Origin of the sequence: Spirosoma utsteinense, assembly GCF_014282275.1 — a bacterium.
Classification (GTDB): domain Bacteria; phylum Bacteroidota; class Bacteroidia; order Cytophagales; family Spirosomataceae; genus Spirosoma; species Spirosoma utsteinense.
This window is the reverse complement of the sequence record NZ_VFIA01000065.1, coordinates 1-17,449: the sequence shown is the minus strand read 5'-3', so window position 1 is coordinate 17,449 and position 17,449 is coordinate 1. Positions and strand designations below refer to the sequence as shown.

At 50.2% G+C, this 17,449-nt stretch carries 13 protein-coding genes; 8 read left to right on the top strand and 5 right to left on the bottom strand.

The genetic code is table 11. The features are described from left to right. Positions 1-312: 312 nt before the first annotated feature. From FH603_RS26075 to FH603_RS29045, 3 genes are all read right to left on the bottom strand, one after another. The gene (locus tag FH603_RS26075; protein ID WP_186741873.1) at positions 313-498 is read right to left on the bottom strand and encodes a hypothetical protein; all 186 of its coding nucleotides are present in this window, start codon (positions 496-498) and stop codon (positions 313-315) included. 650 nt (positions 499-1,148) lie between these two features. Continuing rightward, positions 1,149-2,402, bottom strand: coding sequence for an SDR family NAD(P)-dependent oxidoreductase (locus tag FH603_RS26070; protein ID WP_244968037.1), 1,254 nt, complete (start codon positions 2,400-2,402; stop codon positions 1,149-1,151). 284 nt (positions 2,403-2,686) lie between these two features. Next, a complete protein-coding gene (locus tag FH603_RS29045) occupies positions 2,687-2,821 on the bottom strand; it encodes a hypothetical protein (RefSeq protein ID WP_262891295.1) in 135 nt (44 codons plus the stop codon). A 172-nt stretch (positions 2,822-2,993) separates the two neighbouring features. On the opposite strand from FH603_RS29045, the gene FH603_RS26065 reads away from it, so the two are divergent. From FH603_RS26065 to FH603_RS26055, 3 genes are all read left to right on the top strand, one after another. After that, positions 2,994-3,509, top strand: coding sequence for a hypothetical protein (locus tag FH603_RS26065; protein ID WP_186741871.1), 516 nt, complete (start codon positions 2,994-2,996; stop codon positions 3,507-3,509). Between the two features lie 249 nt (positions 3,510-3,758). Next, positions 3,759-4,880, top strand: coding sequence for a UDP-galactopyranose mutase (glf, locus tag FH603_RS26060; protein WP_186741869.1), 1,122 nt, complete (start codon positions 3,759-3,761; stop codon positions 4,878-4,880). A 788-nt stretch (positions 4,881-5,668) separates the two neighbouring features. Then, positions 5,669-6,682, top strand: a complete 1,014-nt coding sequence (locus FH603_RS26055; RefSeq protein WP_186741867.1) for a zinc-binding alcohol dehydrogenase family protein — start codon at positions 5,669-5,671, stop codon at positions 6,680-6,682. Between the two features lie 328 nt (positions 6,683-7,010). On the opposite strand, the gene FH603_RS26050 is transcribed toward FH603_RS26055, so the two are convergent. Next, the gene (locus tag FH603_RS26050; protein WP_186741864.1) at positions 7,011-8,042 is read right to left on the bottom strand and encodes an Atu2307/SP_0267 family LLM class monooxygenase; all 1,032 of its coding nucleotides are present in this window, start codon (positions 8,040-8,042) and stop codon (positions 7,011-7,013) included. A gap of 330 nt (positions 8,043-8,372) precedes the next feature. Between FH603_RS26050 and FH603_RS26045 the strand changes: the two genes are divergently transcribed. From FH603_RS26045 to FH603_RS26035, 3 genes are all read left to right on the top strand, one after another. After that, the gene (locus FH603_RS26045) at positions 8,373-8,567 is read left to right on the top strand and encodes a hypothetical protein (RefSeq protein WP_186741862.1); all 195 of its coding nucleotides are present in this window, start codon (positions 8,373-8,375) and stop codon (positions 8,565-8,567) included. A 180-nt stretch (positions 8,568-8,747) separates the two neighbouring features. Further along, positions 8,748-9,047, top strand: a complete 300-nt coding sequence (locus tag FH603_RS26040) for an ArsR/SmtB family transcription factor (RefSeq protein ID WP_186741860.1) — start codon at positions 8,748-8,750, stop codon at positions 9,045-9,047. Positions 9,048-9,062: 15 nt separating this feature from the next. Next, the gene (locus FH603_RS26035; RefSeq protein WP_186741858.1) at positions 9,063-10,169 is read left to right on the top strand and encodes an NADH:flavin oxidoreductase; all 1,107 of its coding nucleotides are present in this window, start codon (positions 9,063-9,065) and stop codon (positions 10,167-10,169) included. 308 nt (positions 10,170-10,477) lie between these two features. Here FH603_RS26035 and FH603_RS26030 read toward each other — a convergent pair whose 3' ends face one another. Continuing rightward, a complete protein-coding gene (locus FH603_RS26030; RefSeq protein ID WP_186741856.1) occupies positions 10,478-11,626 on the bottom strand; it encodes a glycoside hydrolase family 18 protein in 1,149 nt (382 codons plus the stop codon). A 963-nt stretch (positions 11,627-12,589) separates the two neighbouring features. Between FH603_RS26030 and FH603_RS26025 the strand changes: the two genes are divergently transcribed. Together FH603_RS26025 and FH603_RS26020 are read left to right on the top strand one after the other, a co-directional pair. Continuing rightward, the gene (locus FH603_RS26025; protein WP_186741854.1) at positions 12,590-15,583 is read left to right on the top strand and encodes a SusC/RagA family TonB-linked outer membrane protein; all 2,994 of its coding nucleotides are present in this window, start codon (positions 12,590-12,592) and stop codon (positions 15,581-15,583) included. A 66-nt stretch (positions 15,584-15,649) separates the two neighbouring features. Next, positions 15,650-17,050, top strand: a complete 1,401-nt coding sequence (locus tag FH603_RS26020) for a RagB/SusD family nutrient uptake outer membrane protein (protein ID WP_186741852.1) — start codon at positions 15,650-15,652, stop codon at positions 17,048-17,050. The last annotated feature ends 399 nt before the right edge of the window (positions 17,051-17,449 follow it).

Below are 17,449 nucleotides of genomic sequence, written 5' to 3'. Positions count from 1 at the left end.
CGACATTAGTCTGCTGTTTTTCAAGCTGTTGCAGTTCGTCAACGGTCTGGCTGATTTTAGTAGCGTAATCCATAACCAAAGATACGACTTATTGAATTTGATTTAGTATTAGTATGGTTCAGTATCATACTAACAACCTATGGATCAAATAGGATTTAAAAATAACCATCTTTTTGCAGGGCTGAGGTAATTTTTTTAATACAACCCGTCAGCGTATTCAGTGCATATCCTTCTCGTTCGTAATCAGGGCACAAAAAAAGGCTGGATTCCTATCCAGCCAAACTCATCTCCACATGTAGAAACCGCCTTACGCTATACCTTGACCTTGGTACGTCTGGTTTGTTTCGACTGGATAATTTTCCAGGCTCTTACTTTCAGCTCGTGGTGAAGCTCTTTGTCTTTGGGGACAAACGTTGTACTTCTGTCACCATTGTGCGTAATTTTCAGCGCCCAATAGTTACTGTCTGAGGTATCCGGTATTTCTAAGTATTGGCTCATGCGTTAAATTTAACATAAAAATGTGGATAAGTAACACTCAGGAGCCAGATAAGAAAAAAGGACGTAACCCACCAGCACAGAAATGGGTTGAGCGGATACCCGAGTGCCTGCACCATTTCTTTATATACTGACCGTGGAAATTGGCCAGACTAATCAGCTGAATACCAACAGCGTATCAGGCAAAGCCTGTAAGAAGCGCAGGCCCTGGTTAATCATTACCCTGTATTATGGATAATGTACGCGGCTTAAGCCCGATCGGGGTGTCCTGTCAACAGGAATAAAGTGTCCTCAACAATGCCCCATCGCCGTTAGGGACGACCTACTCGCAGGTAAGCCCTGATAGGAGTCGCCCCTAACGGCGATGGGATGAACAGGTTCTTTACTGGTAACAAGACACCCCTACCGGGGTTGATGGCCCAAACAAACCGTATGTTAGTCAACAACTTACTGTCATGGCTAGCTACAACTCAGGTTAAAACTAGCTGTTAACCAGCTACCTGACAGGCTGTACATCCCGCACGGACGGGTTGGTCAGGTTCCGCTTTACATTATAGCAGCGTGTTCAAGGTGATTTTGACAGCGGCTTTTGTGTTGTACTACGTTCCTTTACAGAGTCAGCCATCGAATCCAGACGGGTATACTTTCGTCTTTTAGCGGACTTTGTTGTAGGCCGCAACGGCTCCATTAGTCCCTGTGTTCTGGCTGCGGGTCAGAATCCACCAGCCACCCAGCAAGACTGCCCCGACGGCTACAGCTACTGTCAGCGTTTTTTTCTTCTCCTGCTTCACCTCATTGTAGTCTTTCATCAGATTGCGTATGTTCTGTGCATTTACTGCATCAGGGAGGATAAAGCCGGACGCTACCTGTAGTTTGGCGGAAAAGCCGGGTGCGATTTTGTCTTTACCCGCTATCAACGCGTCATAACCGGCTTTGGCTACTTCGGCAGGTGTCATCGAATGCGCCAGTTCCTGAGCAACCGTATGCGAAGCACCCGCTTTATTGAAAAAGTCAGTATCCGTTGGAGGTGGCATCAATACAGTTACAGTAATATTGGTATCCTTAAGTTCATTACGGAGGGCTTCGCCGAAGGAGTAATTGAATGCTTTTGTAGCGCCGTATATAGCCATCATCGGGTGGGGGATAACGGATGCTACCGAACCAAGCAACAGAATTTTACCCTCGTTTCGGGCAATCATATCTTTCAGGTACAACTTGGTCAGGTGAACCAGCGATACGGAATTGATCTGAATAAGATCGAGTTCTTTTTCCAGATTGCTCTCGGTAGCAAACAGGCCATACTCGCCCATACCGGCATTATTGACGAGCACATCCACCTGAAGCCCCTGGGATTGCGTTTCGGCGAAAATCTCCTCGGGTGCTGACTGATCGGCCAGATCGCGGCTGATAACAGTTGCCTGAACGCCAAACTGCTCCTCATAATCCTGCGCAATTTGCTGAAGGCTGTCTTCACTGCGTGAAACAAGGATCAGATTATATCCCTCCCCGGCGAACACATTCGCCAGTTCGCGGCCAATACCGCTGCTGGCACCCGTGATGAGGGCCGTTTTCCCGTTCGACTGCTTTCCGGCAGAACCCGGTGATGAGACTGCCTGGGGCGGGTTGATCGGTAGCCCAACATTATCAATACTACCAACGGTAGCTGTCTCTCCCACTTCCTGATCAGTCATAGCGGTGATAGCTTCCAGACCAAACTCATCCGGGTCGGATGAATTATCCGGTTGGGCTGTCATATCCGCATCGAGCGTACCACCCACTTCAGGCATCAACGCACCGATATTCATAATTTCATAGTCAGCCACCGGTTCATTTAGCTGGCTATGCTCTTCATTTGTACCGTTGCCGCCCATCTCGTCGGGCGAATAGTGTTTGCTTATCTGTTTCATTGGAACAAGATCATTAGTTGAGTAAAAGCATTATACTTTTCCGTACCCCGTTTCTTGCGTTGTAAGGAGCGGGTAAACCATCAACCCCTGGTGACGGGACGAGTTCAGGACAGGCTGAGTCCAGTAAGGTTTCGGTACTGGCGAACGCACAAACTCATTTGTGCAGACTGGTTAACACGTGATACCGTCATAAACAACGAGGTCTGGCTGAACAAGAAATCAATTTCCGGTTCAGCCAGACCTCTTTGCTTTGTTTTACCCTGAATCAAACCGGACTAATCCGTTTATTCATCGTCCTCGTCGAGGTCAACACCTGATTCCATGGCTGCCGCTTCGTCGTTCGTGGTCGCTGCGTCAAAGTCATTTGAGTCGTAATTGGTTTGATCCAGGGTCGTTTCCTGTGGTTGCTGGCTTTCCATAATGTACATTGTTTAATGAGTATACTCGGTTCATCGGCATAACATGCGTTCACGGCAAATGTTACCCTTTACCGTAATCTCACTCCGATCAGGTTAAATAAGGAAGCTCGCCACACTACCGGTGTTACGAACATGTTCATTCGATCAATAACGTACCAAACAACTCAAGACTATGAAAAAAGTAACTTTGATGGGGGCGATGCTACTAGCGGTAGCGACCTTCAGCGCACAGGCACAAACGACGAATTCGGGTAGCACAGGCACCAGTGGATCTACCACCGGGTCGGGCTCTACCGGATCTACAGGTAGCGGCACCACGGGTACCAGCGGTTCTACAACCGGATCAGGCTCTACCGGGTCTACGGGTAGTGGCACCACAGGAACCAGCGGCTCTACAACCGGATCGGGTACCTCTGGCTCAGGATCTACCTACAGCACTCAGGGTACTGGCTCAACCGGTAGCGGCTCTACGGGATCAGGTTCAGGCACAACGGGTAGCGGCTCTACGGGCAGCGGTACGACGGGATCGGGTTCCTATGGCACCAGCAGCCAGGGAAGCAGCACCATGTCGACGCAGTCAGGTTCGTCGTCGCAGGGTCGTAGTGGCCGCAAAGCGAAACGTAATAAAGGTAACCAAAGCAGCGGTTCCTCTACCTCAGGTACGGGAAGCACTCCACCCCGGAAGTAGTCTGAGTCTAAGTTAATTGCTTTAGGCAAAATGCCGGGGTACCAGTCCAATGGATTGGCACCCCGGCATTTTGCTAAGTAATAGGCCCGGAAACGAGCCGGTGTAAACAACTTAAACGAACAGTGGTTATAAACTGAAGCGACCGGTAATTCTACTGTCCCGGCCGGAACCATCAAACGAGTTTATAAGTCTCGCTGGCGGTATTATATTTGTCAGTAGATAGTCACACTTAATTTTACTCATCAGTTTATGCATTACGATTTTGTCATAGTTGGTGCCGGTTTTGCTGGTAGCGTACTGGCTGAGCGCTTAGCCAGTCAGTCGGATAAAACAGTGTTAGTCATCGACAAACGGCCCCACATCGGTGGTAACGCCTATGATTGCCCCAACGAAGACGGAATTCTGATCCACCTCTACGGACCGCATATCTTCCATACAAACTCTCCTGACGTTTTTGCCTATCTGTCTCAGTTTACGGAATGGCGTCAGTACGAGCATCGGGTACTGGCCTCGGTAGATGGTCAATTGCTGCCCATTCCCATCAACCTCGATACCGTCAATAAATTATACGGCTATAATTTTACCTCCGAGCAACTGGCCGACTATTTCAAGACCGTTGGCGAATCGATCGATACCATCCGCACCTCGGAAGATGTCGTTCTGAGCCAGGTAGGCCGCGATTTGTATGAAAAGTTCTTCCGGGGTTATACCCGCAAACAGTGGGGTGTTGATCCGTCGGAACTCGACAAGATGGTTACTGCCCGTATACCAACCCGCACGAATCAGGACGATCGCTACTTCACGGACGAATTCCAGTACATGCCGCTGCATGGCTACACGAAGATGTTCGAAAAGATGGTCAATCACCCCAACATACACCTGAAGCTCGGTACCGACTTCAAGGCGATTAAGGATGATCTGTCGTTCGATGAGCTAATTTATACGGGGCCGGTTGATGAGTATTTCGACTTCTGCTACGGAAAATTACCCTACCGTTCGCTGCGTTTCGATCACCAGACGCTCGATGTGAGTGATTTTCAGCCTGTCTCTGTCGTGAACTACCCGAACGATCAGGAGTATACGCGTATCACAGAATACAAGAAACTAACGGGCCAGGAGCATCCAAAAACCAGCCTTACCTACGAATACCCCCAGGCGGAAGGTGACCCGTACTACCCGATTCCACGACCCGAAAATGCTGCCTTGTACCAGCGTTATAAAGACCTGGCCGAACAACAGCAGGGCGTCCACTTTGTAGGGCGGCTTGGTACGTACCGGTATTATAACATGGATCAGGTAGTAGCACAGGCGCTGACGTTATACAAGAAACTCATTGGAGCCGATTCGTTCCACGACGTGATCAAGAGCTAAACCAAATTTTCTTTGGGCAGCTGATACCGAAAGGAGATCCATTACCAGGCCCTGGCTGCAAAGCCGGGGCTTGCTGTTTACAGCTAATTTCAATAAACGGGCAACCTGATACCGTTGAATGGCACGCATTTCCCATCCAGCGTTCGAGTAAATTCCACCTATTTTGCCAGAATAAGGCCGTTGCCTCACTCCTGCTTAGCTGGAAAATATATTGACAGGTTACATTCTTAATTCAGTTGAAGTCTTATTTCATGTCGCAACATCCCGCTCTGCTTCAGGGCGGGATGTGCCATGTCAAATGATGATATCAATTTCCCGTTAACATAAACCTCGTCGGCTCAATTCAAAGCCCTTTTTTTATCTCTATGGAACCTATTAAATCAACCCAACCGGTACCGTCTCAACCAACACCTACCGAAAATCAACCTAAACCTAAACGGCCACGAATTAAACGCAGTGTTTACAGTTCGGAACCATCAAGCCCTGTTCAGAACTAGCTCTACACTATGATGGGTTCGAAATCAAAAAGGTGCCTCGCCTGAACGCAAAGCCGATGTTCCCGCTTTTCGTAGGCGTATGCCGATTTACGATCCAGCACATTCAGGAGTCCCCTGTTCTGGTTGACCCGATTTTGTAGTCGTTTGATGCGTTGGAGCCGTCGCCTGGCTTACTTTTAAGGAAAATTAGGCTATTCGACGGCAGGAGCCGTCTGTGGGCAGCGGCTGAAAAGCCGGAATAATGTGGCCTGTAGACGTTCTCAACAACTACCTCACAAACGCAAACCAGACATGAAAGCAGTAGGATTCAGTACATCTCTTCCCATTTCGGAAGACGCAAGTTTTATCGATGTCAACGTTGACAAACCCGTTCCAGAAGCCCATGATTTGCTGGTGAAGGTAAGAGCGGTATCGGTAAACCCGGTGGATTTTAAGATTCGGCAGAACTCAGCAAAGAACGTGGTGCTGGAGCAACCAAAAATTATAGGCTGGGATGCAGTCGGTGTCGTGGAAGCGGTTGGCCAGGAGGTAACGCTGTTCAAGGCCGGTGAAGAGGTCTACTACGCCGGTGATATTACCAGGACGGGCAGCAATGCCGAGTATCAGGTTATCGACGAACGGATCGTGGGTCGTAAGCCAGCCACCCTTTCGGATGAAGCTGCTGCCGCCATGCCGCTAACCGCCCTGACCGCCTGGGAAATCCTGTTCGACCGGATGCGGCTATCACCTGAGCGCGACCGTAACAAAACGCTGCTGATCATTGGCGGGGCCGGGGGCGTAGGGTCAATTGCCATCCAGATAGCCAAAAAATTACTGGGTCTGCACGTAATCGCCACCGCATCACGCCCCGAGACGACTGACTGGTGTAAAAAAATGGGGGCCGATCTGGTCGTGAACCACCGCAACCTCATCGACGAAGTCCGAAATGCCGGTTTTCAGTATGTCGACTACATCGTAGACTTCGTGGATACCAATGCCTATTGGGATAGTCTGGCCGAGCTTATTAAACCGCAGGGTCACATTGCTTCCATTACGGGTAGCGCTACGCCCGTTATGCTGAACAAGCTCAAAAGCAAAAGCGTCAGTTTTTCGTGGGAATTGATGTTCACACGCTCTACGTTCCAGACCGACGATATGATTGAGCAACATCATATCCTCAACCGGGTAGCCGACCTGCTCGATGAAGGGGTGCTTGAAACGACGCTTACCCAAACCCTGCATGGCCTGACGGCCGAATCCCTGAAAGAGGCCCACGCCCAACTCGAATCGGGAACAACGATTGGAAAACTGGTTATTTCGTTCTGATCCACGGGCGGTTGAAATACGCACAGACATATAGCTGCTACCCAAAAAGCGACTTTCCAAGACCATAGCCCCTGCTGCCGAATCAGGCGACACTTTAGGCGTGCTGATGTACTCGCCCGACGAAGCAGCCTTTGGGTTCAATTACCGGGCAACAGTGGGGACACTAAATCACTGGCTTTGATACGCTTCTTTCTTTTTCCTCGCAGGAAAAGTACGTCTGTATTCCGTATTCAGGAAGGTAAAGCGGGTAAAATAGGCGGTGGGAATAACGACCGCTGGTCCTGGCAGATCAGCCGGTAAGCCCGACAATAGGCTTACCGGCTGGTATTTACTGCTGAGCCTGAATGGCGGGGATAACCTGGCTACCGATCAACTCAATAGCTTTTACCAGCTGCGCATGCGTCAACCCGGCATTGTCCATTTGAAACGTGAATCTTGAAATACCACCCAGGGCTTTACTATGTCTGATAATTTTGTCAGCTACGGCCCCCGGGTCACCAATGACATAAGCACCGGTCAGGCTCATCTGAGCGTCAAAACTCCGGCGGGTTACGGGTGGCCAGCCCCGTTCGGCACCCATTCTGGTTATGATTTCGGCATGCCCGGGATAAAATTCGTCAATTGCCTGCTGCGTGGTCTCAGCCACATACCCAAATGAATGCAGACCAACCATCAACTGGTCTGGTGAAAAGCCAGCCTCTTTCCCGGCCTGCCTGTACAGATCGACCAGGGGCCGGAACCGATGGGTTTCTCCACCAATCACCGCGATCATCAGCGGAAGTCCCAGCGTCCCCGCCCGGATGAATGACTCGGGCGTACCACCTACCCCAAGCCAGATAGGCAACTTTTCCTGTAATGGCCTTGGATAGATAGACTGATTGTTGAGAGCAGGACGAAACTTGCCAGACCAGGTGATCGATTCCTTGTCACGTACGGCCAGCAGTAATTCCAGTTTTTCAACAAACAGCTGGTCATAATCCGTCAGGCTAAAGCCGAAAAGGGGAAAAGCATCAATCGATGAACCCCGGCCAACCACCATTTCGGCCCGGCCCTTCGCAATCAGATCGAGGGTGGCAAACTCCTGAAAAACCCGAACCGGGTCAGCCGCGCTGAGCACAGTTACCGCACTGGTCAATTTAATCGTTTGGGTGCGGGATGCGGCAGCGGCCAGTATCACCGCGGGAGCCGAATCCAAAAACTCTTTTTTGTGATGTTCCCCGATCCCGAAAACATGCAGGCCGGACTGGTCTGCCCGTTCTATTCGTTCCAGTAACTCGTCCATAGCCTCCACACGGCTAAGCGTGCCACCATTTTTATGGCTGAGCATAGCCGATGCAAAACTGTCGATTCCTATTTCCATTCCTGACTATATTTTACAAATGAACTCATATCACTGAAGTGATAAGATAGGGTTATTAAGCTTGATCTGACCGGAATCCCGCAGTCCGGAAACTACGGCTGAAATCACTCCAGCTATGAACGAAGTTCTCCGGAGGTTTACCAAAATCCCTGTTATCCCTGCCAACATGACGTGGCTACGATTAAGATTAGTTCCTAAAAACCTGATCACTAAGCGCTTCAGGCTGTTAGGGACACCACTCAAACGCCCTGTTAACCTCGTAAACGAAAGAGTAACAAAGCGAAGTAAAGATTTTGCACCTTGACCCAAAATCCTCATACTTCGATCCCGATGAATTTACTTAGTGGAATAGCTATCAGTTTATCGCTGGCTGGTCAACTGTTTATGGTCAACACGTTTTACAGAGAAGCGGTTGACAAGCGACTAGGGTCTCCACAACGTATCAAATCTATTGTCGGGTTGATTATATTCTGCCTCACGGCGCTGGCCCTAATCTGGACTCTGTTCCAGCATACCGTTGATTAGTTTGGCGTTATTGATTTAATAAGCATCCATATAGTAGCCCTCGCTTTGCCTCAACGTCCCTCCTTTTCTCACTCACCCGATAGTCACGTTCTGCTATTCCGGCACCGGAGTTAACAGCCAAAGTTACATCAGGCATACAAACCATTTCTATATATCGGGAAAAGTCGATATATTTGTGGTATGGATCAGGTAGATATTTTTAAAGCCCTGTCGAACAAGACCCGGCTTCAGATGCTGGAATGGCTTAAGGAACCGGAGCTTAATTTTCCTGGGCAGAAAGAATATGGTTATGCTGAAGGTGTCTGTGTTGGACAGATACAGGCGAAGGCGAACCTCACCCAGTCTACCGTTTCAGAATACCTCTCCATCCTGCAGCGCGCCGGGTTTATCAAAGCTACCCGCAAGGGGCAGTGGACCTATTACAAGCGCGACGAAGCGGCTTTTGAGCGGGTAAGTAAACTGATTACGTCTACGTTATAATACAACCCCAAAAAGATGAGTATCGATAGTTTGTTCAGGCCCTTTCAGTTGAAAACACTGAATGTAAAGAACCGTATTGTGATGGCGCCGATGACGCGCTCCTTTTCACCCAACGGCATACCTACTCAGCAGGTAGCTGCTTATTATCAGAAAAGGGCCGAAGGTGAAGTAGGCCTGATTTTATCGGAGGGCACCGTTATCGACCGGCCTTCGGCTTCCAACGATGCGAATGTGCCGCATTTTTATGGTCGGGAAGCACTGGCGGGCTGGCAACACGTTATTGACGCTGTCCATGCCAAAGGCGGTCAGATGGGACCCCAAATCTGGCACATGGGCATTATGGATAACCACCACTCGGGCTGGGTACCGCCCGTTCCGTTTGAAGGCCCCTCAGGACTCAACCGACCCGGCTTCACCAATGGGTCGACAATGACCCAGAAAGATATTGAAGACACCATCCTGGCTTTTGGTAAAGCCGCAGCCGACGCCAAAGCAACCGGTTTTGACTGTGTCGAGATCCACGGGGCTCACGGGTATCTGATCGACCAGTTCTTTTGGGAAAGCACCAATTTACGGACCGATGGGTATGGTGGTAAAACGCTTACTGAGCGCACCCGCTTTGCCACGGATGTGATCCGGGAAATCAGAAAACAGGTAGGTCCGGATTTTGCCGTGATCATCCGGTTATCTCAATTCAAGCCCTCGGCCTACACTAACAAACTAGCCGAAACACCGCAGGAAATGGACGCCTGGCTTCAGCCCCTGGTAGATGCTGGTGTGGACGTGCTGCATTGCTCACAACGCCGGTTCTGGGAACCCGAATTTGACGGTTCGGATCTCAACTTTGCCGGTTGGGCGAAAAAGCTGACGGGTAAAACGACCATCACAGTAGGCTCGGTAGGACTGACCGGTGATTTCTTCGGGGCATTTGCGGGTGAGAGTTCCCAACCAAGTTCCCTCGACGAATTGAGCCGACGGATGGACCGCGGTGATTTTGACCTAGTGGCCGTAGGAAGACCAATCCTGGCCGACCCTAATTGGGTTACCAAGATAAGGACGGGACGTACCGACGACCTGAAAGGCTTCAGCAAAGAGGCTTTGGTTGAACTGGTCATGGAATAGATTTTCGTTTTCCACCCTAACACAATGTGAATTCGGGATTAAGCTGCCTTTTTTTTGGCCCGTTAGGGCCTTTACAGCGCAGCGTCGGTAGTCGGTAGGACAATTTGATTTCAACAGCGTCCATGTGCCGTCAGGTACATAACGGTGATGTACCTGACGGCACACATTTCCTGAAAATGGCTTCTTCTACCAACGCTACGCTGTTAAGGCCCTACGGGCCAAATCTAAACCTGCCCCCTAACACAAAAAGCTCCGGGAGGAGCTTTTTGTGTTAGGGGGCAGGTTCCTGTGTATTCGGGCATGGACGCTCAGCGTAAGCCCTGAACCAGTTTGTCTAACAGCTTTTTTTGCCGAAGGTCATAGGTGTACTCCCAGAACATTACCCCCGCCAGTCCCTTGGCTTTCACGTAGTCCAGTTTAGGGGTAAACGATTCCTCATCGGCATAGGAGATAAATGTGTGGGTAGTGGGATTCCACAGATAAGGAGCCTTTGCATCGGCGTCCCAGTACCGGGTAAACCCGTTCTTGTTGATATACTTATCGGCCAGTTCGTCATAGCTGATAAACTGGTGCTCACCGGTCGATGGCTGGTAAAGCCCGTTGTCTTTGTCGGCAACCTTATTCCAGCCACGCCCGTAGAATGGCAGCCCCAGCACGATTTTACGGGCAGGAACACCCGCCCGAATGTGGCCTTCCACCGCCGAAATAGAGCTGTTGCGTGATTGATCACCTTTTTTGGATTGAGCCAGGGGGCTATGATGACCGCTTACCTTATCGTTGCCATGATACAGATCGTAGGTCATAATATTAACGTAATCAAGGTACTTCTGCGCCTGGCCCAGCTCGGTATGGGTGACAAAGGCGGTGTCGCCCCCCGTAGCCGCCGTGAGCAGATAATGATTCGCTTCCGGGCGTTTATCTTCTTTTCCCTGCTCATCCAGCCGATCTCTCAACGCTTTCAGGAACAGGGTAAACGTTTGTTTGTCTTCGGGACGATAAATATTACCCGCACCAACCTGGGCGGGATATTCCCAGTCAATGTCCAATCCATCCAGCTTGTGTTTTTTCAACAGAGCTACGGCATCGTTGGCAAATTTTTGGCGCGATTGGTCTGTCAGGGCCGCGTCGGAGAAGTACTTGCACCCGCCCCATCCACCAATGGAAATAAGAATTTTCAGTTCCTTATTACTGTTTCTCAACGAAGTCAGTCTGCTCAGGTTAAGGGAATCGAGCGACGTGAGGGGTGCCAGTTTTCCATCAGCAGCCGGCACAGCAAAGGCATAGTTGATATGTGTCAGTTTGGAGGCATCGATCTGATCCGTTGTCCACCCCTTGTCGGTTACGTAGCCGATAATGACAGGTTTTCGGTTAACCGATTGCGCCCGGCCAACCAAAGAAAGGCTGGCGAAAAGCAGGTAGCAACAGGCACGGATAAGTGAGGACAGCGTTTTGCACATGGGCAGGTAAATAAAGGATTGAGTGGCTGACACCCCGAATTGCAGATGATACAGAAATGAGCATGTACTACAGTCTGTCAGGCTTACCAGCCAAAAGTAAATAAATTAACCTATAGAGAGGGCAATGTTATTAAAATATTTTAATAAATGAATGTCGGGGAACCGCGACGTTTATAGCTATACGTTCTTCGAGGAAACGGTTACCGTCAGGGTTAGTGCTTCACTTCTTATTTACCAAGTCTCGTGACAACTGACCGACAAAAAGCAAACGTTGGATTACGCGTAGGAAGATGCCACGCTGTTGGTTAATGGGAAGAGATAAGGAAAGGCAGCACCTGATTTAGGCGCTTACTATATAGGCTAACCGCTTGTTGATTTGTATTAATCGGCCTGAATATGATCTTACTCACAACTATTTTTCAAAAGATTTTTACCCGGTTAAATTTTATTTCCCCGTCTGGTAAAGCTGGCTGCTGCCTGGGATGACCCTATAACTAACCCCCCTTTAACCCTGATTTAATCCTTAAAAGGCAATAATTTCAGGTAAATATTATAGTCAATATTAAAATAATTTAAATACTTCACAGACCATTCACTACTGAAGTAATTTTACAAATAGCATCAATAAGCTGGAATCAGCGACAGAAACGATCCTGTTTAGGCGAGTCGCTGGTTTTGACCGTATTGCCTTTACTTGTGTTAAATATGGGCGCTTACTACATTAGCAGTCGAAAAAAACTTGTAAAGCTCCACCGGCAATACTTTATTTTGACTGTACCGCGTACCGTTTACCCGCTTACTTTTTCGTTGATTTGCTGCCCTGTATCCGAAGAGGAGATACGTCAATTTTGTAGAGACTGTAGCGTCCCTGGCCCCCCAGGAACCTCAGACCAGGTTACAGATAGCCTGTAACTGCTCTTATTCTACCTCATTCTTAAACACATTACATTCTCTTCTTGCACTATGAAAAAACTTTTTCTTTTTGTCTACTTTCTCTATATCTCAACAGCTATTTTATGGGCGCAGAACCGAACCATCAGTGGAGTCGTCACAAGCAGTGAAGACAGCGACGGCCTGCCGGGTATAAACATCATGCTGAAAGGTACTACTACCGGTACAACCAGCGACGCTTCGGGTAGTTTCCGGCTATCAGTGCCCAATCAGGGCGGGACTTTGTTAGTCTCGTCCATCGGCTTTGAGTCGCAGGAGGTAGCGATCGGCAACCAGTCGTCGCTAACGATTAAATTACAGACCGACACCAAACAACTCTCAGAAGTTGTCATTACGGGCTATGGCACTCAGTCGCAAAAAACCCTGACGGGCTCAATTGCCTCGGTAAGTGGCAAAAGCATTGAAAACATTCCAGCCCCCAGCAGTGACCAGCTCCTGCAGGGCCGGGCCGCTGGTGTTCAGGTTAGTGCCAACTCCGGAACACCCGGGGGTGGTATCCAGGTGCGGGTGCGCGGCACGACTTCCATCAACGGCTCCAGCGATCCACTGTATGTAGTCGATGGTATTCCAATCCAGTCGAATAACCTCTCGGGAATTGGTTTGGGCGGCAGCACAACCAATCCCATCGCCGACATCAATCCGTCCGACATTGCCAGTATCGAAATCCTGAAAGATGCCTCAGCGACGGCTATTTATGGAGCACGGGCGGCTAACGGGGTGGTGCTTATTACGACGAAACGGGGCGCCAACAAGAAAGCCAAAATCAGTTTTGGCACCTACCAGGGCGCTCAGTCACTCTGGCGCAAACCAGCCTCAGTCGACGGACCTACGTTTGAGACGCTCATTAATGAAGCCGCCGTTAACAATGGGCAAAAACCGGTCTATGCCGATCCGGCCAAAGCCATCAATACCAACTGGAGCGACCCTGTCTTCCACACCGGCGCACTCCGCAACTATGATTTGTCCATTGCCGGGGGAAGCGAAAAGGTGCAATACCTGGTCTCGGTGAACAATTTCCTACAGGAGGGCGTAGTTCGTGGTTCTGATTTCAAGCGGACCAGCGGGCGGGTAAATCTTGACTTTACCCCAATCGACAAAGTCCGGATCGGAACCAGCATATTGTATTCACGCAATGACCGAAACCTGATCCGGAGTGACGACAATATCTCGGGAGCGTTATCGGGGGCCTTTTTCCTGCCACCAAACCTACCTGTTTATCAGGCCGATGGGTCTTATACCAAGTTTGGCACGTTCGAAAACCCGGTAGCTGCTGTAGATCACAACAACATTACAATGCGGACCAACCGCTTTCTGGCAAACGTATACGGACAGGTCGATATCCTGCCCGGATTGAACCTGCGCAGCACCTTTAGTCTCGACTATTCGAATGCACAGGAGGATTTGTACGATAACACCTTCCTCAATAACGGGGCCTCCCGAAACGGTTTTGGCCAGTCGGTAAGCACCCGGGACAACAACTGGATTCAGGAGAACGTCCTGACCTACCAGCGTACGTTTGGTGATCATTCCATCAATGCCCTGGTGGGCACCTCGGTTCAGGAGTCGGTCTTCGAACGCACCACGGCAACGGGTGAGCAGTTTCCCAGCAATGACTTTACGCGTATCATCTCGGCGGCTGTGCAACGGGGCACCTCCGAAGGAACCAGCTGGGGTATTGCCTCGCTCTTCGGGCGGGTAGTATACGATTACAAAAGCCGGTACCTCGCTACCGTCAACGTCCGGCGCGACGGCTCCTCCCGCTTCGGACGGGCCAACCGCTGGGGTACGTTCCCATCCGTAGCGGTTGGCTGGTTGCTTTCGGAAGAAGATTTCCTGAAAGACCTATCCTTTCTGAACATCCTGAAGGTTCGGGCGAGCTACGGAATGACCGGTAATCAGAGCGGCATCACCAACTTTCAGTCCATTGGCCTGTGGGGCGGCAACCTGGATGACCTGGGTGCCATATCGGGATCATCGGCTTATGTCGATCTGCCGGGTACAGCCCCAATTCAGTTGGCCAACCAGAACCTGAAGTGGGAAACGACCACCCAAACCAATGTAGGTCTGGACCTGGGCATACTGAAAAACCGCGTGAAAATAACGGCGGACTATTACATAAAAAATACGACCGATCTGCTCCTGGCGGTGCCGGTACCCCGCACGTCGGGCTTCAATACGCTGGTGCAGAACTATGGCTCGGTGCAGAACAAAGGCTTTGAACTGGGTATCAACGCCGACATTCTGAAAGGGGGTGACAGTCAGCCGGAATGGAATGTCAATTTCAACATTGCTACCAACAAGAACAAGATCACCAAACTGGCAGCACCGTTCACCGTTTATAACCGGGATATCTTTCGCTACGAAGAGGGCTACCCCATGTACTCGTTCTACCTCCACGAGCAGACGGGCGTAGATCCGGAGAAGGGAAACCCTACGTTCACCGATGTGAACGGCGATGGTAAGTTTGACCCAAACGTTGACCGGAAGATTGTTGGCAATGCCATCCCCAAGTTCTTCGGAGGTATTACGAATACGCTGAACTTCAAAGGGTTCGACCTGATGTTCTTCTTCCAGTATTCGTATGGAAACAAACAGTTGCACTGGAATCGCTTCTTCACCGAACATGGTGGCACACGCAACACAAACTTCCTGGCCAGCCAACTCGACCGCTGGCAAAAGCCGGGCGACCAGACGATGGTTCCTCAGTTGAATGCGGCAAACTACGCCGGTAATCTACGGCCCTCACGGTTTATGGAAGATGGCTCCTACCTGCGGTTGAAGAACATTTCGGTTGGCTACACGCTGCCCAAAGCCCTGCTTGATAAAGTGCATTTGTCCAATGTCCGCGTGTTTGTGTCGGGGCAGAATGTGCTCACCTTCACGAAATATACCGGCCTCGACCCCGAAATGACTGGAACAGCGTCGACGAACCTGACTCAGGGCATTGAGTTCTTTACCATGCCGCAGCCCAAGGTATACATGGCCGGCATCAACCTTAGTTTTTAAGGAAACTGACCATGATTTTTCAATAAACGGCTCCCGATCTATGCCGTTCGCAACTGACTTTATACCATGAAATCAATAAACACACTTATACTGCTCGGGCTGTTCAGCCTGCTGGCATCCTGCGATGTGCTCGATCAGGCACCACAGGCCGAAGTATCCGAATCCATCGCCGTTACCAACAAGAAAGGCGCTAATGCCGCCCTCGCTGGCTTGTACAACCAGCTTCAGGATGGCAACTATTATGGGCGTAATCTACAGATCATGGGCGATGTGGCCTCCGACATTTCACAGAGCGTTGGCACCTGGGATTTTTACCGGGAGATGGATACGTATGTGACCGCACCCGCCAACCGCGAAAATGCGGCACTATGGACCCGGGGTTACCGGGCTATCAACATTGCCAATACGCTGATCGCCAACGTACCCACCCTGTCCGATTTGACCGATGCCGAGAAGAATGTCCTGCTGGGGCAGGCTTATTTTGTTCGGGGACTGGTTTATTTCGACCTTACCCGGGTATATGCCGGTGTTCCGGGCGTAGTTGGTACACTGGGTGTCCCCATCGTGCTAACGCCGTCCAAAAGTGTCGATGAATCGTTATTTCCAGGTCGGCCCACGCTGCAGGCATCTTACGACCAGGTGGAGGCCGACCTGCTGAAAGCAACTGAACTTTTACCCGAGTCCTACGCGTCGGACATTACGACGCGTTCGCAGGCGGTCAAACCAACGGCTAAAGCGCTGCTGTCCCGGCTTTATCTGTACATCAACCAGCCCGCCAAGGTCATTCAGTATGCTTCAGACGTTATCAGCAGCCCAAAGTATGCGCTCGCACCTTCCTACGAGAGCATCTTCTCGGGCAAGTTTACAGCTGAATCGGTATTCGAGCTAAACTTTGGCAGTACGGATCAAAGTGGTATGCGGAACTGGTATTTTCCGTCCAGCCTGGGCGGGCGGGGCGACATTGCCATTCATGAAAGTTTTTATCAGGAACTGGTCGCGAACCCTAAAGATGCCCGGGGCAAACTGGTTGCCCGGGATAATACCGTCAACGTATATTATTCTACGAAGTACCAGAAGCCAGGTAACATTGACAATGCACACATCATCCGCATTGCCGAAGTGTACCTGAACCGGGCAGAAGCACGGGCACAATCGGGTGATCTGGCCGGAGCGCTGGCCGATATGAACCTGATCCGTAATCGTGCCGGGGTAGAGAGCAGTACGGTAAGCGGTGTACAGCCAACCCTGGAAGCAATCTGGCAGGAGCGGAAGCTGGAGCTGGCTTTTGAAGGTCATCGTTTCTTCGATCTGGTACGCACAAACCAGGCCGTAAAGAAACTGGTCAACGTGGCCCGCAAAAACGGCCCACCGGTTACACTGAACATTGTTGGCCGACAAGTCTTTCCTATCCCCCTTGCCGACATCGACTCGAACAAAAACCTGTCGCAGAACGACGGATACAAGTAAACGCGAACAAGGTTGGATTATGGCCGAAACGCCCGTCAACCAGACCAGAAGCAAATCGATTCGTTTCCCGTACCTGGCCTGGGCTCATACTTATTCCCGGCATGAGCCTGAGCCAGGTGTCTGGCAACCCCTTTTAGTTTAGCAATGACTCACAATGGGCAACCAGATGAGGCTGTTTTGTTGCCGATATATAAGGCAATCCAAAAAAATCCAAAAAATTACGGGCAATGTTGGCTAAGCAATAACGACTTGTACCATGAAATCAAATACTGTTCAGCATTAGAATACTTATAGATGTCAAGAAAAAGGTTTGCAAAAACTGATTGCACTTTTGGGTGGTAATGCCCTTAACAAAATGTCCTCCATCCACTGTTTGGCCAAACTACTGCTTGCCGTCAA